Origin of the sequence: Streptomyces sp. NPDC007945 (assembly GCF_042958885.1) — a bacterium.
Taxonomy (GTDB): Bacteria; Actinomycetota; Actinomycetes; order Streptomycetales; family Streptomycetaceae; genus Streptomyces.
Window position 1 is genome coordinate 473,754 of record NZ_JBIBJV010000002.1, and the last position, 22,610, is coordinate 496,363.

Sequence of the window (22,610 nt, forward strand, 5' to 3'; positions counted from 1 at the left end):
CAGCCATGGACTGGCGTCACAACGCCGTTTGTCGTGAGGAAGACCCCGAGCTGTTCTTCCCCATCGGCAACACCGGTCCTGCGCTGCTGCAGATCGAGGAAGCCAAGGCCGTCTGCCGCCGCTGCCCCGTCATGGAGCAGTGCCTGCAGTGGGCGCTCGAGTCCGGCCAGGACTCCGGCGTCTGGGGTGGCCTCAGCGAGGACGAGCGCCGCGCGATGAAGCGCCGCGCCGCCCGCAACCGGGCGCGCAACGCCAGCGCCTGAGCCACCTGCACAGCCTGAGGCACGCGGCGCGTACACCGTGTACGCATTCACCGCCCCCCGAGCCGCAGCGCGCAGCAGTAAGCAGTACCCCACAGCATTCGAGCCCCGGACCGATTCACTTCGGTCCGGGGCTCGCTGCTGTGCGCGGTCAAAGGTACGGACCACGGGGGCAGTTCACTTCTGCGGGCGCACCGGGATGTCCAGGACCACCTTGGTGCCGCCCTCGCCGCCGGGCCGCATGTCGAACGTGCCGCCCAACTCCCCCTCCACCAGGGTGCGTACGATCTGCAGCCCCAGATTGCCGGCCGTCTGCGGGTCGAAGCCCTCGGGCAGGCCCCGGCCGTCGTCGCGGACGGTGATGAGGAGGCGGGAGTCGGGGCGGGGCTCGCCGCGGACCGCGCTGACCTCGACCGTGCCGTGCTCGCCGGGGGCGAAGGCGTGCTCCAGGGCGTTCTGCAGGATCTCGGTGAGCACCATGGAGAGCGGCGTGGCGACCTCGGCGTCCAGGATGCCGAAGCGGCCGTTGCGCCGGCAGGTGACCTTGCCCGGGGAGATCTCGGCGACCATCGCGATGACCCGGTCGGCGATCTCGTCGAACTCCACCCGCTCGTCCAGGTTCTGGGACAGCGTCTCGTGGACGATGGCGATCGAACCGACGCGGCGGACCGCCTCGTTGAGCGCCTCCCGGCCGCGGTCGGAATCCATCCGGCGGGCCTGGAGCCGCAACAGGGCGGCCACCGTCTGGAGGTTGTTCTTCACCCGGTGGTGGATCTCCCGGATGGTGGCGTCCTTGGTGATCAACTCGCGCTCGCGCCGACGGAGTTCGGTGACGTCCCGGAGGAGGACGAGGGAGCCGATCCGGCTGCCCTTGGGCTTGAGCGGGATGGAGCGCAGCTGGATGACCCCGCCGCTGCCCTCCACCTCGAAGTTCCTCGGGGCGTAGCCGGAGGCGAGTTTGACCAGCGCCTCGTCGACCGGGCCGCGGGAGGGGGCCAGTTCGGCGGTGATCTGGCCGAGGTGCTGGCCGACCAGATCGGCGGCGAGGCCGAGCCGGTGGTAGGCGGAGAGGGCGTTGGGCGAGGCGTACTGGACCATGCCGTCGGCGTCCAGGCGGACCAGGCCGTCGCCGGCCCGCGGCAGCGAGTCCATGTCGGACTGCTCGCCGGGGTAGGGGAAGGAGCCGGCCGCGATCATCTGGGCGAGGTCGGAGGCCGACTGGAGGTAGGTGAGCTCCAGCCGGGAGGGGGTGCGGACGGTCAGCAGGTTGGTGTTCCGGGCGATCACGCCGAGGACCCTGCCGTCGCGGCGCACCGGGATGGACTCGACCCGGACCGGGACCTCCTCGCGCCACTCGGGGTCGCCCTCGCGGACGATCCGGCCCTCGTCGAGGGCGGCGTCCAGCAGGGGGCGGCGGCCGCGCGGGACCAGGTGCCCGACCATGTCGTCCTGGTAGGAGGTGGGGCCCGTGTTGGGCCGCATCTGGGCGACGGAGACGTACCGGGTGCCGTCGAGGGTGGGGACCCACAGGACGAGGTCGGCGAAGGAGAGGTCGGAGAGCAGCTGCCACTCCGACACCAGCAGGTGGAGCCACTCCAGATCGGAGTCGCTCAGGGCGGTGTGCTGGCGGACGAGGTCGTTCATGGAGGGCACGGTGCGAGCGTACCCGCGGAATTAACGGGCGGTGAACCTGGCTCTTCGGGGCTTCGTGTTGGAGGATGGCCCCGGAAAGACTGCGTTCAGGCGGATGGACAGACAAGAATGGTCTAGTCCACAATGAACGCATCGAACTTCATACAGCCTCCATCCTCCCCGCACAGGAGGATGGACGAGGTTCCCGACGCTCTCTGCCCTGACTGCGTCGAGACCTCCCATCACGGCCGCGGGACCGCACACCCCCGGCCGAGCACACCCGGGCTGCGGTGCCGGGCGGGTTGAGGGTCCCGCCGGGCGCCGCGGCCCGCGGTCTTTTCCGGGGTCGGGGCGCCGGGGCGGTGGGCCGCGGGCGGTGCGCGGTTGCGGTTGCGGTTGCGGTTGCGGTTGCGGTTGGCAGTGGGCCTCAGGCCGGCCGGGAAGGCCGGACCTCGGGTCTGCCGACTGGGCCTCGGGCCTGCCGGCCGGCTCTAGGGTCTTGAGCCGCGGCCCGTCACCTCGGACCTCGCGCCCCGGCCCGCGGCTCCGACCGGGGCCAGAATCTCATCGCCGCCTCGGCCACCGCCGCCAGCTCCTCCTCCGTCGCCCCGTCGCGGGCCTGCACGGACATGCCCTGGAGCACGGCGCCGCTCAGGCGGGCGAGAGTGCCGGGGTCGGTGTCGGCGGGCAGCGCGCCGGCCTCCACGTCCCGGCGGATCCGCTTCTCGATGGCTGCCAGATTCGCGTTGCGCCGGTCCCGCAGGGCCTCCTCCACCTCCGGGGTGGAGCAGTTGACGGCGGCGGAGATCACCAGGCAGCCCGGCGGGTGGCCCGGCTCCGTGTAGGCGACGGCGGCCTCCCGGAGCATGCGCGCGACGGCCTCGCGGGCGGTCGGCTCCTCCTCGAAGGCGCGGGTGCCGAAGGCGCCGTGCGAGAGCGTGTAGGCCGCCACGACCTCCTCGAAGAGGGTCCGCTTGTCGCCGAAGGCCGCGTAGAGGCTCGGGGCGCTGATGCCCATGGCCCGGGTGAGGTCGGAGACCGAGGTCGTCTCGTAGCCGTGCTCCCAGAAGGCCATCGTCGCCTGCTCCAGGGCCGTCGGCCGGTCGAAGGAGCGGGGGCGGCCTCGCTGTTTCGTCGCCATGGGGTGAATTCTATAGCGCGCGTTACGGATCGTGGGGTACGGTCTTTCTGTAACGACCGCTAGTAAATGAGGGGGGCGTCGCCATGGGCGTGCTCACGGGCAGGACGGCACTGGTCACGGGCGCGAGCCGGGGCATCGGGCGCGGGATCGCCGAGCGGCTGGGCCGGGACGGGGCGCGGGTCGCGGTCCACTACGGGAGGAACGAGGCGGCGGCCAAGGAGACGGTCGCCGCGATCGAGGCGGCCGGCGGCGAGGCCTTCGCGATCGGCCAGGAGCTGGGGGTGCCGGGGGACGTCGAGGCGCTGTGGGCGGCCTTCGACGCACGGGCCGATGGGCTGGACATCCTCGTGAACAACGCGGGGATCGGAGCGTCGAGCCCCTTCGCCTCCATCGAGGAGGCGGAGTACGACCGGATCTTCGCGGTGAACGCGAAGGCGCCGTTCTTCCTGGTGCGGTCGGGCGCGGAGCGGCTGCGCGACGGCGGCCGGATCGTGAACGTGTCGACGGGGCTGAGCAGGACGGCGCTGATGCCGGACCTGATCGCGTACTCGATGTCGAAGGCGGCGCTGGACGTCTTCACCCGCGATCTGTCGAAGCTGCTGGGCCCCCGCGGGATCACGGTCAACTCGGTGGCGCCGGGCGTCGTGGCCACCGACAACACGGCCTGGCTGGAGGGCGACGAGGAGGCCCAGGCGCGGGTGGCGGCGTACTCGGCGCTGGGCCGGATCGGGAGCACCGCCGACATAGCCGACGTGGTGGCCTTCCTCGCCTCGGACGACGCCCGCTGGGTGACCGGGTCGTGGATCGACGCGACGGGCGGTTCGCTGACCTGAGGCGGCGGCGAGCCGGGGCGGCCCGGACGGGGGTCGGGCCGCCCCGGCGGGAGCGTGGGGGAAGGACCCCGGGACGCGGTCACGATGCTCGGCGGCGGGACGGGGCGGCCGCACCAGGGGGTAGGCGAGGGACGCGGCGGCGAGGCGTGGCAGCCGCACCAGGAGACGTACGAGGAGGCGTACGCGAGGGGCCGTGGCGGCGGGGCGCGGCGGCCACACCAGGAGGCGTAGGCGAGGGGGGTGAGCGTGGGGTCCGAGTGGCTGGGGTGTGGCGGGCGGATGACGATGGAGGGGCCGGGAGGCGCGGGCCGTCCGGGGTGCGGAACGGCATGAGGAGGCGGGCCTCCCTCTGCTAGATTGGGTCCTTGATTGGTCTATACCACACGGCCCCTCCCTAGCCCCTCACCAGATCGGCAGGCACAGCGTGGAAGTTGTCATCGTCAAGGACGCCAAGGCGGGCGGAGAGCTCATCGCGGACGGCATCGCCGACCTCCTGCGCCGCAAGCCCGACGCGCTGCTCGGCGTGGCCACGGGCTCGACCCCGATCCCGATCTACGACGCCCTGATCTCCCAGGTCCGGGCCGGCGCCGTGGACGCCTCCCGGGCCCGCATCGCCCAGCTGGACGAGTACGTCGGGCTGCCGGCGGGGCACCCGGAGTCGTACCGCTCGACCGTGCTGCGCCAGGTCGTCGAGCCGCTCGGGCTCCCCCACGACCACTTCATGGGCCCCGACGGTTCCGCCAAGGACGTCCAGGCGGCCTGCGAGGCGTACGACAAGGCGCTGGTCGACGCCGGCGGGGTGGACCTCCAGATCCTCGGCATCGGCACCGACGGCCACATCGGCTTCAACGAGCCCTGCTCCTCGCTCGCCTCCCGCACCCGGATCAAGACGCTCACCGAGCAGACCCGGGTGGACAACGCCCGCTTCTTCGACGACGACATCGAGCAGGTCCCGCACCACGTCATCACCCAGGGCATCGGCACCATCCTGGAGGCCCGTCACCTGGTGCTGCTCGCCACCGGCGAGGGCAAGGCCGATGCCGTCGCGCAGACCGTCGAGGGCCCCGTCGCGGCGGTCGTGCCGGCCTCCGCGCTCCAGCTCCACCCGCACGCCACGGTGGTCGTGGACGAGGCCGCCGCCTCCAAGCTGAAGCTCGCCGACTACTTCCGCCACACGTACGCGAGCAAGCCCTCCTGGCAGGGCATCTGATCCCCGGACCACTCACCGGCAGACGCCGAGGGGCCCGGCACCTGGATCAGGTGCCGGGCCCCTCGCCGTGCGTGCCTCAGGCGCCGGTGCCGACCACGGCCTCGGCCGCCGCGCGACCGCAGACCCGGGCGGCGCCGTACGTGGCGATGTGCAGGGCACCGCGCGGCTCCGCCTCGTCGAGGCCCATCTCGACGACGACCGTGTCCGGGCGGGTGGCGACCAGGCCGTCCAGGGCCGCCGTCATCCACGGGTGGCGGTGGAGGTCGCGGACGACCGCGACGATCCGCCGCTCCCCCGCCGCCGCGAGCACGGAGTCGACCGTGGCCTCGGCGCCGAAGGAGCCGGAGCGGGTGCCCGGCAGCAGCCGGTCCAGCTCGGCCGCGACGCCCCACGGGGTCTCGTCGCCGACCGCGAAGTTGGCGACCGGGGTGAAGGAGGCGACGAAGGGAGCGCGCGACACGGGGGTGTAGAGCCCGTTCCCCCTGGTGATCCGCAGGGCCCTGCGGGCCGCCACGAGTCCGATGTCGGCGCCGGGCGCGGTCCCCTCCTGCACTGCCGCGCCCGGCACCGATCCAGCCCCCCTCGCCCGGTGCGCCTGGGTCCAGGCCGCCAGGGCGCGCACGCGCGCCGCGGCGTCGGCCAGCCGCTCCTCGGGCAGTTCACCGGCCCGTACCGCGGAGACCAGCGCGTCGCGCAGCCGCAGGACGGTGTCCTCGTCGCACAGCCCGCCGCCGACGCAGATGGCGTCGGCGCCCGCGGCGATGGCGAGGACGGATCCGCGCTCGATGCCGTACGTCGCCGCGACGGCCTGCATCTCCATGCCGTCGGTGACGATCAGGCCGTCGAAGCCCAGCTCCTGGCGGAGCAGACCGGTGAGGATCTGCGGGCTCAGGGTGGCCGGACGTTCGGTGTCGAGCGCGGAGAGCAGGATATGCGCGCTCATGACGGCTTTGGTACCCGCGGCGACGGCCGCCCGGAAAGGCACCAGCTCACGGGCGTGCAGTGTGGCGAGATCCACATCGATCCGGGGCAGCGCGTCGTGCGAGTCGACGTTGGTGTCGCCGTGGCCGGGGAAGTGCTTGGTGCAGGCGGCGACCCCGACGGCCTGGAGGCCGTCGACGTACGCCACGGTGTGCCGGGCGACCAGGTCCGGGTCGGGTCCGAAGGAACGGACGCCGATGACCGGGTTCTCGGCGTCGGAGTTGACGTCGGCCGAGGGGGCCCAGTTGAGGTCGATCCCGCAGGCGACGAGCCGGCGGCCGAGTTCGCGGGCGACGGCCCGGGTCAGCTCGACGTCGTCGACCCGGCCCAGGGCGTAGTTGCCCGGGAAGGACGAACCCTCGTTGACCTCCAGGCGGGTGACGTCGCCGCCCTCCTCGTCGATGGCGACGAGGACGTCGTCCCGCTCGGCGCGCAGCCGCGCGGTGAGCCGGGCGAGCTGCTCGGGGTCCGCGACGTTGCGCCCGAAGAGGCCGACGGACGACAGGCCCTCGCCGATGCGGCGGAGCAGCCAGTCGGGGGCGGTGGTGCCGACGAAGCCGGGCTGGAGCACCGTGAGCGCGTCACGGGTCAGCGTGTCCGAGCCGTGTACCAGTGTGGTCATGGGGCGCCGTTATCCCTTCACCGCGCCGGCGGTCATGCCGCCGACGGCCTTGCGCTGGAGGAAGAGGAAGACGATGAGGACGGGGAGGGCGAAGAGCGTGGAGGCGGCCATGGTGGCGCCCCAGTCGTCGCCGAACGCGGTCTGGAACTGGGTGAGCCAGAGCGTCAGGGTCTGGTTCGTCTTGTCCTTGTTGAGCACGAGGACCATGGCGAACTCGTTCCAGGCCGTGATGAAGCCGAAGAGCGAGGTGGACATCAGTCCCGGGGCGAGCAGCGGGAAGATGACCTTGCGGAAGGCCTGGCCGCGGGTGCAGCCGTCGATCTGGGCGGCCTCCTCCAGTTCCACCGGGACCGCGGCGATGAAGCCGCGCAGGGTCCAGATGGTGAAGGGCAGGACCATCACGAAGTAGATCGCGGTGAGCAGCGGGATGCTGTTCAGCATCTCGTTGTCGCGGGCGATCATGTACATCGCGATGACCATGACCTCCCAGGGGGCCATCTGGGCCATCATCACGACGAGGACGATGCCCTTGCGGCCCTTGAACTTCATGCGGGCGATCGCGAAGCTCGCGGCGAGGGCGACGAGCAGGGCCAGGAGGACGGCGCCGACCGTGACGATCAGGCTGTTGGTGACGTACGTCCAGAAGAGGTCGACGCCGGTGGCGGTGCCGTAGTTCTCGAAGGTGGGCGTGAAGAAGAAGACCGGGTCCTTGCTGAGGATCTCGCTCTGCGGCTTCAGCGAGGACGAGAACATCCAGTAGACCGGGAAGACGAAGATCACGGCCAGGACGAGCGCGGCGGCGTTCTTCGCGACGACTCCGACGGTCAGCGGCTTGCGGGTGCGCAGCTTCTGCGGGGCCGGGGCCTCGGGGGTCTGTGCGGTGGTGCTCACTGCTCGTCCTCCTGCTTCAGGATCAGGCGGAAGTAGAAGGACATGGCCACGAGGAGCATCACGATGGTGAGGATCGAGATGGCCGCCGCGACGCCGTAGTGCTGCTGGCTCATGCCTTCGATGTACGCGAAGACGGGAAGGGTCTCGGTGGCGCGGTCGGGGCCGCCCTCGTTCATGGCGTAGACCTGGGTGAACGCCTTGAAGACCCAGATGATCTCCAGGAAGGTGGTGATCATGAAGAAGGGCTTCAGGTTCGGGAAGACGACGGACCAGAAGGTCCGCCAGCCGCTCGCGCCGTCCATGCGGGCCGCCTCGTAGAGCTCGCTGCCCACCGTGGTGAGGCCGGCGTACATGTTGAGGGCGACGAAGGGGACGGAGCCCCAGACGACGAGGGCCGTGATGATCACGAAGGCGGAGAAGCCGGTCTCGAACCAGTTGTGCTGGTCGTAGCCGGAGAAGCCGAGCGTGCGCATCACCCAGTTGGCGACGCCGAACTGCTCGTCGAAGAGCCACTGGAAGACGGTGACGGAGGCGACGATCGGCATGGCCCAGGCGAAGGCGAGCGCGAGCGAGAGCACCAGGCGCATCTTCTTGCCGAGGCGGTTGAGCAGCAGGCCGATGCCGGTGCCGATGGCCATGATCAGGGCCACGTTGGCGGCGGTGAAGGCGACCGAGCGGAGGACGACGGTCCAGAACTCGGAGTTCCCGAGGAGCTCCGCGTAGTTGTCGAAGCCGACCCAGGGTGTCTCGCGGCGGATCAGCTCACGCCGGTTGACCGACTGGAAGGAGAGGATCAGGTTGCTGATCAGGGGGTAGAGCAGCAGCACCGCCATGGACAGCAGGGCGGGCGTGACGAGCAGGTACGGCAGTAGCCCACCGGGCAGCGAACGCCTGCCGCGCGAGGGCTGAAGGGCTTCCTTCGCGCCGGAAGGGGGTGGCGGAGTCTGCGACTTCCCTGCCGCCCTCCCGGGCGCGTCCTGGGAACCGGCGGTCGCCGTCCCCTGGGAGTCCACGGTCATGGTCTTCTTCCTCGCGGTTCTGGGGCTCCCGCGCCCACCGGGACGCGGCCCGGGCGAACGGGCCGCACATCACTGCGACGCCCAGGTGGCGTGGCCGGGGGGAACCGGCCACGCCACCGGGGGATCACTGCTGGTTGATGCGCTCGGCGATGACCTTGTCGGCCTCTTCGCCGGCCTTCTGCGGGTCCTCGCCCTTCAGGACCTTGGTCATGTAGCCCTTGATCGGGTTGGGCTCGGTCTCGACGTTCGCCCAGCCGCCGGTGATCGGCGTGATGCGACCGACCTCGGCGACCTTCACCATGGCCTCGGCGAAGGAGCCGGCCTCGGGGGTGACCTGCGCGGAGGTGTCGACGGGGATGATGCCGCCCTTGTTGGCGGTGCCGTACGACTGGAGCTGCTTCTTGTTCGTGACGAAGGCCAGCCACTCCTTCGCGAGCTCCTGGTTCTTGGAGCGCTCGGCGACGGCGAGGTTCGAGCCGCCGAAGAAGACGGAGCCCGGCTTGTCGGCCGTCTTGCCCGGGATCGGGAAGTAGCCGAAGTCGGCCTTCTTGCCGGCCTTCTCGATGGCGGCGACCGCGCCGCCGGCCTCCCAGCCGAGACCGATCCAGGAGGCGACGCCGCCCTTGGGGACGACGTCGACGGACTGCTGCGGGGTGGCCTCGTCCTTGTCCTTCGGAGCGGTCGAGAAGGACTGCAGCTCCTTGTAGAAGTTCATGGCGGCGGCGGCCTGCGGGGTGGCCAGGCCGCCCTTCCACTTGTCGCCGTCCTTGACCGCGAGCTCGCCGCCCTCGTCCCACAGGAAGCCGGCGAGGACGTACCAGCTCTGGCCCGGGAGGTAGATGGGCTGCGACTTGGCGTCGGAGGCCTTGAGCTTCTTCAGGCCGTCGATCCACTCGTCGCGGGTCTTCGGCGGGGTGACGCCGGCCTTCTTGAAGGCGGCCTTGTCGTAGATCACGACGCGGCTGGCGGCCCACCACGGAGCGGCGTAGAGCTTGCCGTCCAGCTCGGCCGAGGGCAGCATGCCCTTGCTCCAGTTGTTGTACCCGAGCTTGTCCTTCTCACCGGTGAGGTCGGCGAGGCCGCCGGTGACGGCGTAGCCCGTGGTCTGGGTGTTGCCGAGCTCCAGGACGTCCGGCGGGGTGTCCTCGGAGAGGGCCGTGGTGACCTTGGTCTGGATGTCGGTCCACTGCTGGACCTCGACGTTGACCTTGACGCCGGGGTGGGCGGTCTCGAACTCCTTGTTGACGCCGTCGATCCACTCCTTGGGAGCGGAACCGTCCATGACCCAGACGGTGAGCGACTTGTCGCCGCCCTCGGCCTTGTCCTTCTTGTCACCGCTGTCGGAACCACCACACGCGGCAATAGAGACCATCATGCCCGCGACGCCGATCGCCGCGATGAGCTTGCGCTTCACGCCACCCTCCTCAGGGATGCCTGCAACCCCTGCCCACCGCGCGAAGACATACGTCAGGTAGTGCTCGTGGGGCTGGGACCTGGCCTTTAATGGTTTAGACCAGTACCCGGAGCTTGGCCTAGACCTTTAGGGGTGTCAAGGGTGTATAAGAAGGGCAGTCGCGTCCGTTATCGGACCGACACCTGAGGGAGGCCGACGACCCGTGACCGGTCCGTGCCACCATGTGAGCCGCGACAGACGGAGGAGCCGGTGACGGCAGCAGCACAGTCGGGAAGGCAGGCCATGGCCACGGAGGCGGGCAGCACGGAGACAGAGGGCGGGGCGGCGACCCGCACCGCGCGCGTGCCCAAGTACTACCGGCTGAAAAGGCACCTCCTCGACATGACGGAGACCCTGCCGCCCGGTACCCCGGTACCGCCCGAGCGGACGCTCGCGGCCGAGTTCGACACCTCGCGCACCACCGTGCGCCAGGCCCTCCAGGAGCTGGTCGTCGAGGGCCGCCTGGAGCGCATCCAGGGCAAGGGCACCTTCGTGGCGAAGCCCAAGGTCTCCCAGTCCCTCCAGCTGACCTCGTACACCGAGGACATGCGCGCCCAGGGCCTCGAACCCACCTCGCAGCTCCTCGACATCGGCTACGTCACCGCCGACGACACCCTCGCCGGACTGCTCGACATCACGGCCGGCGGCCGGGTGCTGCGGATCGAGCGCCTGCGCCTCGCGAACGGCGAGCCGATGGCGATCGAGACCACCCACCTCTCGGCCAAGCGCTTCCCCGCGCTGCGCCGTTCGCTGGTCAAGTACACCTCGCTCTACACCGCGCTCGCCGAGGTCTACGACGTCCACCTCGCCGAGGCCGAGGAGACCATCGAGACCTCCCTCGCCACCCCGCGCGAGGCGGGATTGCTCGGCACCGACGTCGGCCTGCCGATGCTGATGCTCTCCCGGCACTCCCTGGACGCCCAGGGCGAGCCGGTGGAGTGGGTCCGCTCGGTCTACCGCGGCGACCGCTACAAGTTCGTCGCGAGGCTCCAGCGACCGAACGGCTGAACGGCCGAAAATCGATCTGAACCGGTACCCCGGCGCATCCGTGTGATGTGTCGGGGTACGTCTCTTTCGGCCAGAACTCGGAGGACATCGGGTTTCGCTCGAATGTCCTTCCCGATACAAGTCCGTTATTCGGACCAGGGTTCCCAAGGCCTGGACGGTCCCCTAGATTTCCACGGCATCAGCCGGTGATCAGCGAGGGGACTTCTTTCACCATGTCAGAAACCGGAACCGGGAAACAACCGGTCGTCACACCGGCCAGGGTCGTCATCGCCCTCTGTCTTTTCGCCCCGTTCGTGGCGATGCTCTGGGTCGGTTCCTACGCGAAGGTCGATCCCCAGCTCGCCGGCATCCCGTTCTTCTACTGGTACCAGATGCTGTGGGTGCTGATCGCGACCGGGCTCACCGTCGTCGCGTACAAGCTCTGGCAGCGCGACCAGCGCGCCCGTCACGGCCGTGCGGGTGGTGAGCAGCGATGAAGGACGTCAACGGCGTCGCGCTCGGCGTGTTCGTGTTCTTCTTCCTGGCCGTCACGGTCATGGGCTTCCTCGCCGCGAAGTGGCGGAAGGCGGAGAACGAGAACAGCCTCGACGAATGGGGCCTGGGCGGCCGCTCCTTCGGCACCTGGGTGACCTGGTTCCTGCTCGGCGGAGACCTCTACACCGCGTACACCTTCGTCGCCGTCCCGGCGGCCATCTACGCGGCGGGCGCGGCCGGATTCTTCGCCGTCCCCTACACCATCCTGGTCTACCCACTGATCTTCACCTTCCTGCCGCGCCTCTGGTCGGTGTCGCACAAGCACGGCTACGTCACCACCTCCGACTTCGTCCGCGGCCGCTTCGGCTCCAAGGGCCTCTCGCTCGCGGTGGCGGTCACCGGCATCCTCGCCACCATGCCGTACATCGCCCTCCAGCTCGTCGGCATCCAGGCCGTCCTGGACGTGATGGGCGTCGGCGGCGGCGAGAACACCCACTGGTTCATCAAGGACCTGCCGCTGCTCATCGCCTTCGGCGTGCTCGCCGCGTACACCTACTCCTCGGGTCTGCGCGCCCCGGCGCTCATCGCCTTCGTCAAGGACACCCTGATCTACATCGTCATCGCGGTGGCGATCATCTACATCCCGATCAAGCTGGGCGGCTTCGGCGAGATCTTCGCCGCCGCCGACGAGAAGTTCACCACCGCCAAGGCCGGCGCGCTCGTGCCCGGCGAGGCCGGACAGTGGACGTACGCGACGCTCGCCCTCGGCTCCGCGCTGGCGCTCTTCATGTACCCGCACTCCATCACGGCGACCCTGTCGTCCAAGAGCCGCGAGGTCATCCGCCGCAACACCACGATCCTGCCGCTGTACTCGCTGATGCTGGGCCTGCTCGCGCTGCTCGGCTTCATGGCGATCGCCGCCGGGATCAAGGTCCAGAACGGCCAGCTCGCCATCCCGCAGCTCTTCGAGGACATGTTCCCCGCCTGGTTCGCGGGCGTGGCCTTCGCCGCCATCGGCATCGGCGCGCTCGTGCCGGCCGCGATCATGTCGATCGCCGCGGCCAACCTCTTCACCCGGAACATCTACAAGGACTTCATCAAGCCCGAGGCCACCCCCGAGCAGGAGACCAAGGTCTCCAAGCTGGTGTCCCTCCTGGTGAAGGTCGGCGCCCTCGCCTTCGTCCTCACCATGGACAAGACGGTCGCCATCAACTTCCAGCTCCTCGGCGGCATCTGGATCCTCCAGACCTTCCCCGCCCTGGTCGGCGGCCTGTTCACCCGCTGGTTCCACCGCTGGGCGCTGCTCGCCGGCTGGGCCGTCGGCATGGTGTACGGAACGATCGCCGCGTACAACGTGTCGACGCCGAAGCAGAAGCACTTCGGCGGCTCCTCCGCCGAGATCCCCGGCATCGGCGAGATCGGCTACATCGGCCTCACCGCCTTCGTGCTCAACGTCGTGGTCACGGTCGTCCTCACCTTCGTCCTCAAGGCCGTCAAGGCCCCCGAGGGCGTCGACGAGACCTCGCCGTCGGACTACACGGCCGACGCCGGCGACGCCGGCGTCCGTCCCCTCCCGAAGGTCGGCGCCGGCCACTGAGCCGTCCCGCCCCTCCCGCAGGCCGCCCGCCTCCCAGGCCGGGCGGCCTGCCGCGTCCCCACCACCGAAGGGCCCCCATGCGACCGCGGACCACTCCCCCGCAGCTGCTCCTCCTCGCCGTCGGCCTGGCCGCGCTCACCGGCTGCGGCACCGTGACGGCCGCCGACCCGCCCGCCCCCGACCGCGCCGCCCTGGAGGCCCGCGCCCGGTACGCCCAGACCCGCGTCGAGCACGTCTACGTCACCGAGGCCGAGGGCTACGCGCCGGCGCTCCAGTCCGCCGTCGTCGCCGGCGACGACGGCTTCCGGATCGTGTACGTGAACAAGGACGGCGGCAGCGTCACGCTCAGCGCCGAACGGCGGCCCTTCCGCGCCGAGGAGTGCGTGGCCGGCCCCCCGGACGGCGACGGCTGCGAGACCGAGGGCGACGGCTGGTACCGCCGCACCGGCGACCGGCACGCCTACCTGCGCAACGAGAACGGCCTGCGCGTCGAGGTCGCCGCCCCGCTCGCCGTCCCCCGCGACCTGCTGAAGCGGGCCGCCGCGAAGGCCCACCGGGCCGACGACGCCGAACTCGACGCCGTCCTGCCGAAGTCCACCGGGCCGGACGGCCCGGTGGAGCGCGGTGACCTGCCGCCGGTCGGCGACGGGGCGCCCGACAACTCGGTGGGCGTCGGCGGCTGAGCACGGCACACTGCGGGCATGGACTTCACGATCAGGGCCGTACGGCCGGAGGAGTACGAGGAGGTCGGCGAGCTCACCGCCCGCGCCTACCTCGACGACGGGCACCTCACCTTCGGGGAGGACGACGACTACCTCCCGCTGATGCGGGACGTCGCCCGGCGGGCCGCCGAGGCCGAGGTGCTGGTCGCCGCGGACCACGACGGGACGGTACTCGGCGCGGTCACCTTCACGGCTGGCGGCGGGGAGTGGGCGGACATCGCCGGCCCCGGCGAGGCCGAGTTCCGGCTCCTCGCGGTGGCGCGCCCCGCCCGCGGCCGGGGCGTCGGCGAGGCGCTCGTGCGGACCTGCGTCGACCGGGCGCGGTCCCTCGACGGCTGCGTCCGGCTGGTGCTCTCCACCCAGGACCGGATGACGACCGCCCACCGGATCTACCGCCGCCTGGGCTTCGTCCGGGTCCCCGAGCGGGACTGGTCCCCGGTGCCCGGCCTTTCGCCCCTGTGGGCGTTCTCCCTGGACATCTGAACGACGGGACACAACATGTGGGGGGTGCCGAGAGGGGCGCCCCCCACATGTATGCTCGACCTCGCTGTCGCCGCAGGGGAATCCGGTGCGAATCCGGAACTGTCCCGCAACGGTGTACTCCGTGCGCTTTCGTGCGGAGGGAGTCCGATGACCTGCCGACGGTGCGCCCGGTCCGTCCGTTCCGGGTGCCGACGACGTCCGGGCCTCGCGGAATGGGCCGGTGGACGCGGGCGCTTCCGCGCGTGCGGAGGCCTGCCCGCCCGCCTCCCGCCGCCCTGACCCGGGCCGAGCGAGGGAGAGCCCCCACGTGACCATCGCGCCTGCGGGTCCGTCAGCTGCCGAGGCCGCCGCGACCGACGGCCCCGGGACCGTACTGCTGCGGACCCTGACCGACCTCACCGCCGACCTCGCCGACACCGACCCCGGCCGGGTCGCCGCCGCCGCGCTGCGCGGCCGGCACGCCGGCTCGGACGAGGCGGAGCTGCGCGAACTGGCCACCGAGGCGGCGGCCGGACTCATCTCCGAGGACCCCGCCTACTCCCGGCTCGCCGCCCGCCTGCTCACCCGCACCATCGCCGAGGAGGCCGTCTCCCAGGGCGCCGTCTCCTTCTCGGCCTCGGTCGCCACCGGCCACCGCGAGGGCCTGATCGCCGACCGCACCGCCGCCTTCACGGCCCTGCACGCGGACCGCCTGGACGCGCTCGTCGACCCGGCCGCCGACGACCGCTTCGGCTACTTCGGCCTGCGGACCCTGTACTCGCGCTACCTGCTGCGCCACCCGATCACCCGCAAGGTCATCGAGACCCCGCAGCACTTCATGCTCCGGGTCGCCGCGGGCCTCGCCGAGGACGACAGCGTCCGCGCCCTGGACGAGGTGGCGGCGCTGTACGGCCTGATGAGCCGCCTGGACTACCTGCCGTCCTCGCCCACGCTCTTCAACTCCGGCACCCGTCACCCGCAGATGTCCTCCTGCTACCTCCTGGACTCCCCGCAGGACGAGCTGGACTCGATCTACGACCGCTACCACCAGGTCGCCCGCCTGTCGAAGCACGCCGGCGGCATCGGCCTGTCGTACTCCCGGATCCGCTCGCGCGGTTCGCTGATCCGCGGCACCAACGGCCACTCCAACGGCATCGTGCCCTTCCTGAAGACGCTGGACGCCTCGGTCGCCGCCGTGAACCAGGGCGGCCGCCGCAAGGGCGCCGCCGCCGTCTACCTGGAGACCTGGCACGCGGACATCGAGGAGTTCCTGGAGCTCCGCGACAACACCGGCGAGGACGCCCGCCGCACCCACAACCTGAACCTCGCCCACTGGATCCCGGACGAGTTCATGCGCCGGGTGAACGCGGACGCCGAGTGGTCGCTCTTCTCCCCCGCCGACGTCCCCGAGCTGGTCGACCTGTGGGGCGAGGAGTTCGACGCCGCCTACCGCGCCGCCGAGGCGAAGGGCCTGGCCCGCCGCACGATCCCGGCCCGCGACCTGTACGGCCGGATGATGCGGACCCTGGCGCAGACCGGCAACGGCTGGATGACCTTCAAGGACGCCTCGAACAGGACGGCCAACCAGACCGCCGAGCCCGGCGCGGTCGTCCACTCCTCCAACCTCTGCACCGAGATCATCGAGGTGACGAACGACGGCGAGACGGCCGTCTGCAACCTCGGCTCGATCAACCTGGGCGCCTTCGTCCACCCCGAGATCCAGGGCATCGACTGGGCCCGCCTGGACGACACGGTCCGCACCGCCGTCACCTTCCTCGACCGGGTCGTCGACATCAACTTCTACCCGACCGAGCAGGCCGGGAGGTCCAACGCCGAGTGGCGCCCGGTGGGCCTGGGCGCGATGGGCCTCCAGGACGTCTTCTTCAAGCTGCGGCTGCCCTTCGACTCCCCCGAGGCGAAGGCGCTGTCCGCGAAGATCGCCGAGCGGATCATGCTGGCGGCCTACGAGGCCTCCGCGGACCTCGCGGAGCGCAGCGGCCCGCTGCCGGCCTGGGAGCGGACCCGTACCGCCCGGGGCGTGCTGCACCCGGACCACTACGACGTCGAGCTCGCCTGGCCGGAGCGCTGGGCGGCGCTGCGCGAGCGGATCGCCGCGGTCGGCATGCGCAACTCCCTCCTCCTCGCCATCGCCCCGACGGCGACCATCGCCTCGATCGCCGGCGTCTACGAGTGCATCGAGCCGCAGGTCTCCAACCTCTTCAAGCGCGAGACGCTCTCCGGCGAGTTCCTCCAGGTCAACTCGTACCTCGTCCAGGAGCTGAAGCGGCTCGGCGTCTGGGACGCGCAGACCCGCGAGGCGCTGCGCGAGTCCAACGGCTCCGTGCAGGGCTTCTCCTGGGTGCCGGCCGAGGTCCGCGAGCTGTACCGGACGGCGTGGGAGATCCCGCAGCGCGGCCTGATCGACATGGCCGCGGACCGCACGCCCTTCCTCGACCAGTCCCAGTCCCTGAACCTCTTCATGGAGACGCCGACCATCGGCAAGCTGTCGTCGATGTACGCGTACGCCTGGAAGCGCGGCCTGAAGACCACGTACTACCTGCGCTCGCGCCCGGCGACGAGGATCGCCCGCGCCGCCCAGGCGTCCGCGACCACCACCGCCCCCCTCCCCGTCCAGCAGGTCGCCGACCCCGACGCGGTCGCCTGCTCCCTGGAGAACCCCGAGTCCTGCGAGGCCTGCCAGTGATGACCACCCGTACGCACAACCTCCTGGACCCGGGCTTCGAGCTGACGCTCCGCCCGATGCGCTACCCCGACTTCTACGAGCGCTACCGGGACGCCATCAAGAACACCTGGACCGTCGAGGAGGTCGACCTCCACTCGGACGTCGCCGACCTCGCCAAGCTCACCCCGGGCGAGCAGCACATGATCGGCCGCCTCGTCGCGTTCTTCGCGACCGGCGACTCGATCGTGGCGAACAACCTGGTGCTGACGCTCTACAAGCACATCAACTCTCCGGAGGCGCGCCTCTACCTGAGCCGCCAGCTCTTCGAGGAGGCCGTGCACGTCCAGTTCTACCTGACCCTCCTGGACACGTACCTGCCCGATCCGGAGGACCGCGCGGCGGCGTTCGCGGCGGTGGAGAACATCCCGTCCATCCGTGAGAAGGCGCAGTTCTGCTTCCGCTGGATGGACTCGGTGGAGAAGATCGACCGGCTGGAGACGCGGGCGGACCGCCGCCGCTTCCTCCTCAACCTGATCTGCTTCGCCGCCTGCATCGAGGGCCTGTTCTTCTACGGGGCCTTCGCCTACGTGTACTGGTTCCGCTCTCGCGGCCTGCTGCACGGCCTGGCGACCGGCACCAACTGGGTGTTCCGTGACGAGACCATGCACATGAACTTCGCGTTCGAGGTCGTGGACACGGTCCGCGAGGAGGAGCCGGAGCTCTTCGACGACGAGCTGCGGCAGCAGGTCACGGACATGCTGAAGGAGGCCGTCGAGGCGGAGCTCCAGTTCGGCCGCGACCTGTGCGGCGACGGTCTGCCCGGCATGAACACCGAGTCCATGCGCGAGTACCTCCAGTGCGTCGCCGACCAGCGCCTGGTCCGCCTCGGCTTCGCCCCGGTCTACGGCTCCGAGAACCCGTTCTCCTTCATGGAGCTCCAGGGCGTCCAGGAACTCACCAACTTCTTCGAGCGCCGCCCCTCCGCCTACCAGGTGGCGGTCGAGGGCACGGTCGACCTGGACGAGGACTTCTGAGTCGTCGGTCGTACGCCGAAGGGCCCCGCACGCGTGGAGTGCGGGGCCCTTCGGCGTGGCGGCGCAGGGTCAGTCGTTGGCGACGACCGGGTAGCGCGGGGTGCCCTCTTCCATCTGGCGCAGCGCGTCCTTGCGGTCGCGCTTGGAGAGCTTGTCGATGTAGAGGAAGCCGTAGAGGTGGTCCGTCTCGTGCTGGAGGCAGCGGGCGAAGTAGCCGGTGCCCCGGACCTTGATGGGGTTGCCCAGCAGGTCCTGGCCGTGGACCTCGGCGAAGTCCGGGCGGGCCAGCTCCGCGTAGGCGGTGGGGACCGAGAGGCAGCCCTCGTTGGAGTCGTCGAGGTGGCGGCGGTCGGCCGGCAGCTCCTGGAGCACGGGGTTGACCACGTGGCCGGTGTGGCGGACGCCGTCGTCGTCGGGGCAGTCGTAGACGAAGACCTTGAGGCCGACGCCGATCTGGTTGGCGGCGAGGCCGACGCCCTCGGCGGTCTTCTGGCTGGCGAACATGTCGTCGACCAGGGCGGCCAGTTCGGGGCCGAACTCGGTGACGTCCGCGCACTCGTGGTGCAGCACCGGGTTGCCGACGACCGTGATGGGACGGGAGGTGCCCCGCTCGCGGTGGGCGAGCTCCCGCGCCTCGCAGTCCTCGGTGTCCACGATGTAGCCGTCGTCGTCCAGGGCGTAGCCCGTGAAGATCTGCTCGCCCGTGTCCTGCTGCGCCATGTGCCGCCGCGCCTTCCTGAAAACCCGATTCCGTCGAGGACAGCCTACGGGGCCGGGGCGGAAGGCTCAGCAGACCTCTTCGAGATCGCGCCATTCCCGGCTGTCGGGGCTGTCGGCGACCCAGCCGTCGAGGAGTCCGCGGACGAGGTCGGCCGGGGCGGCGATGCCGCACTCGCGCTCGGGCACCCACAGCTCGCCGGGCGTGCGGTGGCCGAGCGGTCCGGGGTGGCCGGGCTCACTGTGGTCGTGCGGGTCGACGTGGTCGCCCTCGCCCTCGGCGCTGGGCATGGTCGACTCGGAGCAGGCGCGGCACAGGAGCCGTACCGACGAGGACCAGTCCTCGGCGGCGAAGCCCGCTTCGGCGGCGAGCTGCTCCAGGGCGTCCCGGTCGGCCTCGGTAGCGGCCTCCAGGAGGACGACCCAGGTGGGGACGGGGGACGGCGCCCACAGCTCGATCTCGTCGAAGACCGGGTAGGAGGGGCCGGCGGTGGTGGTCCGCTCGCCGTTGGGGACGCCGTCGTGGAGGACGACCTCGCCCCAGCGGCGGCCGGAGGACGGCAGCGGGATGGAGAGGACCTCGATGCGGGCCGGGTCGAGCCGACGGCCCCAGACGACCTCGGCCTCGCCCTCGGGCGAGAGCCGCACGGCGGCGCTGCCGAGTTCCATGCCGGCGGGCTCGCCGGTGGCGGAGGAGGCGCCGGGCACCTTCAGGCCGTACGCCTGCCAGGCACGGCGGGCGAGCGGCCAGTCCTGGAGGGCGGTGGCGGCGATGCCGACGTTCCACCAGTCGGGGGCGCCGGTCTCCTTGTCGAGCAGCGCGACGGCCCGCAGTCCCGCGGCGCGGGCCTGCTCCCAGTCGTGCCGGAACTTGTGCAGCAGCGCGAGGTTGAACCAGGACTCGGAGAGCCAGGGCTCCAGATCGGCCGCCCGCGTGAGCAGCGCGCCCGCGTCCTCGTACCGGCCGTCGCCGATCAGCGTGAACGCGCGGTCGGTGGCCTGCCGCCACGAGGCGGAGGGCCGATGCCGTACCTTCCCGAAGATCCTCACGATTCCCGCCTGCCGGTCGCTTCACCCTCTTGTTCGCATCCAACCATGCCGGGTCGGACGCGCGCTCATTACCCATCGGTTACCCCGTGGGGACGGAGGTCACCCCCGGCAGTCCGTCACGGGCCAGGACCCGGGCCAGGCCGGCCACGACCTCGGGGTGGTGGTCGCGGGCGGTGCCGAGCCTGAGCGTCTCCAGGGCCTCCAGGGCGGCGCCGGCTCCCTCGCCCGCGAGGTCGTCGTAGGCGTTCACCGTGCGGACGATCCGGGCCGGGAGCGGTTGCTCGCGGTACGGGTCGGCCTGCCGCTCGACGACGTGGGCGACGGCGGCGGGGGCGCCGGTCATCCGGACCACCTCGCCGCCGAGCAGGGCGATCCGGCGCTGGTCCTCGGCGGGCAGCGGCGCGGTGGCGCCGCCGGGGACGGGGTCGACGAGGGAGAGCTGGCCGATGTCGTGCATGAGGGCGGCGTACTCCAGCACGGTCAGCTCGGAGCCGCCGAGGCCCAGCTCGCGGCCGACGGCGGTGGCCAGGGCGGCGACCCGGCGGGCGTGGCCCGGAGGGGTGCAGCCGGCGATCTCGGTCGCCCGGGCGAGGGAGGCGATGGTCTGCCGGTTGACGGTACGGACGGTCTCGTACCGGCGGTACGAGACCTGGGTGAGCAGCAGCGGCACGGCGAGGACGGGCAGCGCCCAGAGTCCGGCGGCGGCGACGCCGAGGGCCATGACGACGCCGGTGGCGCAGACGGCGGAGCCGATGCCGAGGAGTCCGCGCAGTTCGTCGCGGAGGAGGGGGCCGTACGGGTAGGCGGTGCGGGCGCGGAGCAGCAGGGCGGCGAGGACGGCGTCGCAGAGGCCGGTGAGGACGAGGACGAGGAGGAGGAAGAGGACGTAGGGGGCGCCGGTGCCGAGGTGACCGGTGAGGGCGCCGGTGTTGTAGAGCGGCTGGAAGCAGAGGGCGGCGAAGCCGACGGTGAGGACCCGGCGGGCGAGGTGGTCGGGGTCGGGGCCCCGGTCGCCGCCGCGCGCCCGGCCGCGGGCGATGTGGGGCACGATCCCGGCGAGGCCGCCGGCGCAGACGACGGCGGTGATCTGGAGGACCCCGTGGGTGGTGGGGGTGCCGGCGTCGGCGCCGAGCAGGGCGTAGGCGAGGGCGGCGGCCGCGGCGACGGGGGCGGGTTCCCTCCCCCGCGGCGCTGCGGGCACGGGAGGTGCCCACGGGCCGGGGCGGGCGTCCCGGCGGGCCAGCTCGCCGAGGGCGATGAGGGTGCCGAAGGCGAGGGCGTTGCCGGGTTCGGCGAGGCCGTGCCAGAGCGTGGCGGCGAGGCCGGCCGCGCCGAGGAGGAGGGCGGCGGCGCGGACGGCGCCGACGGTGACGGCGCCCGGTCTCATGCGGACTCCCTGGTCCGGGGCGCGAGCGCTCCCCGGGCACGGGGCGCGGGCACCTGCGTACCGGCCTCGTCGGCGGTCACGGCGGGCCGCCAGCCCCAGCGGTCGAGCGCGCGGGCCAGGGCGGCGACCATCCGGGGGTCGAAGTGGCTGCCGGCGCACCGCTCCAGTTCTGCGAGGGCGGCGGCGACGGGCCGGGCGCGGCTGTAGGAGCGGGTGGAGGTCATGGCGTCGAAGGCGTCGGCGACGGCGACGACCCGGGCGCATTCGGGGATCTCCTCGCCGCGCAGGCCGTAGGGGTAGCCGGTGCCGTCGATCCGCTCGTGGTGGTGGAGGACGGCGGCGCGGGCCTCGCCGAGGAAGCCGATGCCGCGGACCATCTCGTGGCCGTACTCGGGGTGGAGTTCGATGATCCGGCGTTCCTCGGGGGTGAGCGGGCCGTCCTTGCGCAGGACGCGGGTGGGGACGCCGAGCTTGCCGACGTCGTGGAGGATGCCGGCGAAGCGGACGGTGTCGAGCCGGTCGCCGTCCATGCCGAGCTCACGGGCGATCAGGACGGAGGCGTGGCCGACGCGTTCACTGTGGCCGCGGGTGTAGCTGTCCTTGAGGTCGACGGCCTGGACGAGGGCGCGGATGGTGGCCTGGTGGGCGGCGCGCTCGTGGTGGTACTGGGCGAAGACCCAGCAGGAGAGGTACATGGGGAGCAGGACGAGGAGGGCGGCGGCGGGGCCGTGGGGGCTGCGCCAGAGGACGGCCATCATGAGTCCGGCGAGGCCGTGGACGAGGTGCGGGGCGAGGGCGCGGCCGAGGAGGCCGCGCCAGGCGGTGCGGGGCGGGAGGCCGTCGGCGGTGGCGCGGATGCCGCCGTCGAGGGCGGTGAGGACGATGCAGAAGACGAGGGCGGCGCCGAGGGCGGGGAGGAGCGCGTGGGGCAGCGCGGCGGCGGGGGCGCCGAGGGCGGCGGCGGTGTGGGCGGCGGCCCAGACGGCGAGGGCGGTGGCGGCGGCGCGCCAGGTGCGGCGCCAGCGGGCGGGGGGTTCGTCGACGCGGGCGAGGAGGCCGCCGGGGAGGGCGGTGAGCGCGGCGGCGGCCGGCGACAGCAGCAGGGCGGCGGCGAGGAGCACCGGGTAGAAGGTGCCGGTGCCCACGCGGACGGGGACGCCGGCGGAGCGGCCGAGGAGGCGGCAGCGGGCGGGCAGCTCGCAGAGCGCGTACAGGGCGGCGAGGAGGCCGGCGGTCGCCCAGGGGGTGGGCGACGGGGGGAGGAACGCGGGCAGGGCGCACGCTCCGGCGCCGAGGGCGGCGCAGACGATGTACGCGCGGGCCGTTCGCGGGAGGGGCTTCACGACCGTCACGCGGTGCACGCTAGCGAGGACGGCGGCCGCTCAAGGCGGGCCGCCGTCGATTCCTACCATCGGGTGATACAAGCTGACGGAT

Annotated in this window: 20 protein-coding genes and 1 riboswitch; of the genes, 10 read left to right on the forward strand and 10 right to left on the reverse strand. The window is 71.8% G+C overall.

The genetic code is table 11. The features are described 5' to 3' along the window. The first annotated feature begins 5 nt into the window (after window positions 1-5). Entirely contained in the window at window positions 6-263 is a 258-nt protein-coding gene (locus ACFZCF_RS07430; RefSeq protein ID WP_003953983.1) for a WhiB family transcriptional regulator, read from the forward strand. A 174-nt stretch (window positions 264-437) separates the two neighbouring features. Here ACFZCF_RS07430 and ACFZCF_RS07435 read toward each other — a convergent pair whose 3' ends face one another. Both ACFZCF_RS07435 and ACFZCF_RS07440 read right to left on the reverse strand, forming a co-directional pair. After that, a complete protein-coding gene (locus ACFZCF_RS07435) occupies window positions 438-1,904 on the reverse strand; it encodes a histidine kinase N-terminal domain-containing protein (protein ID WP_391285260.1) in 1,467 nt (488 codons plus the stop codon). 502 nt (window positions 1,905-2,406) lie between these two features. After that, complete coding sequence (locus ACFZCF_RS07440) at window positions 2,407-3,033, reverse strand: TetR family transcriptional regulator (protein ID WP_391285263.1); 627 nt, start codon at window positions 3,031-3,033, stop codon at window positions 2,407-2,409. An 83-nt stretch (window positions 3,034-3,116) separates the two neighbouring features. Between ACFZCF_RS07440 and ACFZCF_RS07445 the strand changes: the two genes are divergently transcribed. Beyond that, on the forward strand, window positions 3,117-3,866 hold the full coding sequence (locus ACFZCF_RS07445; RefSeq protein ID WP_388436504.1) for an SDR family oxidoreductase: 750 nt from the start codon (window positions 3,117-3,119) through the stop codon (window positions 3,864-3,866). Window positions 3,867-4,290: 424 nt separating this feature from the next. After that, complete coding sequence (nagB, locus tag ACFZCF_RS07450) at window positions 4,291-5,076, forward strand: glucosamine-6-phosphate deaminase (protein ID WP_391285265.1); 786 nt, start codon at window positions 4,291-4,293, stop codon at window positions 5,074-5,076. Window positions 5,077-5,152: 76 nt separating this feature from the next. On the opposite strand, the gene ACFZCF_RS07455 is transcribed toward nagB, so the two are convergent. The 4 genes from ACFZCF_RS07455 to ACFZCF_RS07470 all read right to left on the reverse strand — a co-directional run bounded on the left by ACFZCF_RS07455 (window position 5,153) and on the right by ACFZCF_RS07470 (window position 10,003). Further along, window positions 5,153-6,679: a glycoside hydrolase family 3 N-terminal domain-containing protein gene (locus tag ACFZCF_RS07455; protein ID WP_391285267.1), complete on the reverse strand. Its 1,527-nt coding sequence runs from the start codon at window positions 6,677-6,679 to the stop codon at window positions 5,153-5,155. A gap of 9 nt (window positions 6,680-6,688) precedes the next feature. Beyond that, window positions 6,689-7,525 (reverse strand): carbohydrate ABC transporter permease, encoded by an 837-nt coding sequence (locus tag ACFZCF_RS07460; protein WP_388438850.1) that lies wholly within the window; start codon window positions 7,523-7,525, stop codon window positions 6,689-6,691. Window positions 7,526-7,566: 41 nt separating this feature from the next. Beyond that, window positions 7,567-8,589 (reverse strand): ABC transporter permease subunit, encoded by a 1,023-nt coding sequence (locus ACFZCF_RS07465; protein ID WP_391285269.1) that lies wholly within the window; start codon window positions 8,587-8,589, stop codon window positions 7,567-7,569. Window positions 8,590-8,713: 124 nt separating this feature from the next. Further along, window positions 8,714-10,003, reverse strand: a complete 1,290-nt coding sequence (locus ACFZCF_RS07470) for an extracellular solute-binding protein (RefSeq protein WP_388436516.1) — start codon at window positions 10,001-10,003, stop codon at window positions 8,714-8,716. 282 nt (window positions 10,004-10,285) lie between these two features. On the opposite strand from ACFZCF_RS07470, the gene ACFZCF_RS07475 reads away from it, so the two are divergent. The 7 genes from ACFZCF_RS07475 to ACFZCF_RS07505 all read left to right on the forward strand — a co-directional run bounded on the left by ACFZCF_RS07475 (window position 10,286) and on the right by ACFZCF_RS07505 (window position 18,022). Further along, window positions 10,286-11,050 carry a GntR family transcriptional regulator gene (locus ACFZCF_RS07475; RefSeq protein ID WP_031013165.1) on the forward strand — a complete coding sequence of 255 codons (765 nt, stop codon included), beginning with the start codon at window positions 10,286-10,288 and terminating at the stop codon, window positions 11,048-11,050. A gap of 212 nt (window positions 11,051-11,262) precedes the next feature. After that, a complete protein-coding gene (locus tag ACFZCF_RS07480) occupies window positions 11,263-11,526 on the forward strand; it encodes a DUF3311 domain-containing protein (protein WP_388436519.1) in 264 nt (87 codons plus the stop codon). Continuing rightward, complete coding sequence (mctP, locus tag ACFZCF_RS07485) at window positions 11,523-13,121, forward strand: monocarboxylate uptake permease MctP (protein ID WP_388436523.1); 1,599 nt, start codon at window positions 11,523-11,525, stop codon at window positions 13,119-13,121. The genes ACFZCF_RS07480 and mctP overlap by 4 nt, the downstream gene beginning before the upstream one ends. Before the next feature lie 77 nt (window positions 13,122-13,198). Continuing rightward, window positions 13,199-13,804, forward strand: coding sequence for a hypothetical protein (locus ACFZCF_RS07490; RefSeq protein ID WP_391285273.1), 606 nt, complete (start codon window positions 13,199-13,201; stop codon window positions 13,802-13,804). An 18-nt stretch (window positions 13,805-13,822) separates the two neighbouring features. Continuing rightward, window positions 13,823-14,326: a GNAT family N-acetyltransferase gene (locus tag ACFZCF_RS07495; RefSeq protein ID WP_388436528.1), complete on the forward strand. Its 504-nt coding sequence runs from the start codon at window positions 13,823-13,825 to the stop codon at window positions 14,324-14,326. 34 nt (window positions 14,327-14,360) lie between these two features. Beyond that, a riboswitch (cobalamin riboswitch) is annotated at window positions 14,361-14,501 on the forward strand. A 132-nt stretch (window positions 14,502-14,633) separates the two neighbouring features. Beyond that, a complete protein-coding gene (locus ACFZCF_RS07500) occupies window positions 14,634-17,009 on the forward strand; it encodes a ribonucleoside-diphosphate reductase subunit alpha (RefSeq protein WP_391285276.1) in 2,376 nt (791 codons plus the stop codon). Next, entirely contained in the window at window positions 17,009-18,022 is a 1,014-nt protein-coding gene (locus ACFZCF_RS07505; protein ID WP_388436534.1) for a ribonucleotide-diphosphate reductase subunit beta, read from the forward strand. The genes ACFZCF_RS07500 and ACFZCF_RS07505 overlap by 1 nt, the downstream gene beginning before the upstream one ends. A gap of 69 nt (window positions 18,023-18,091) precedes the next feature. Here the strand turns inward: ACFZCF_RS07505 and def are convergent, their stop codons facing one another. The 4 genes from def to ACFZCF_RS07525 form a co-directional block, all read right to left on the reverse strand. Next, a complete protein-coding gene (def, locus tag ACFZCF_RS07510) occupies window positions 18,092-18,742 on the reverse strand; it encodes a peptide deformylase (RefSeq protein WP_388436537.1) in 651 nt (216 codons plus the stop codon). A 66-nt stretch (window positions 18,743-18,808) separates the two neighbouring features. Next, complete coding sequence (locus tag ACFZCF_RS07515) at window positions 18,809-19,789, reverse strand: hypothetical protein (RefSeq protein WP_189946627.1); 981 nt, start codon at window positions 19,787-19,789, stop codon at window positions 18,809-18,811. 79 nt (window positions 19,790-19,868) lie between these two features. Next, on the reverse strand, window positions 19,869-21,176 hold the full coding sequence (locus ACFZCF_RS07520; RefSeq protein ID WP_391285279.1) for an HD domain-containing protein: 1,308 nt from the start codon (window positions 21,174-21,176) through the stop codon (window positions 19,869-19,871). Then, window positions 21,173-22,519 carry an HD domain-containing phosphohydrolase gene (locus ACFZCF_RS07525; protein ID WP_391285980.1) on the reverse strand — a complete coding sequence of 449 codons (1,347 nt, stop codon included), beginning with the start codon at window positions 22,517-22,519 and terminating at the stop codon, window positions 21,173-21,175. The genes ACFZCF_RS07520 and ACFZCF_RS07525 overlap by 4 nt, the downstream gene beginning before the upstream one ends. Window positions 22,520-22,610 lie beyond the last annotated feature (91 nt).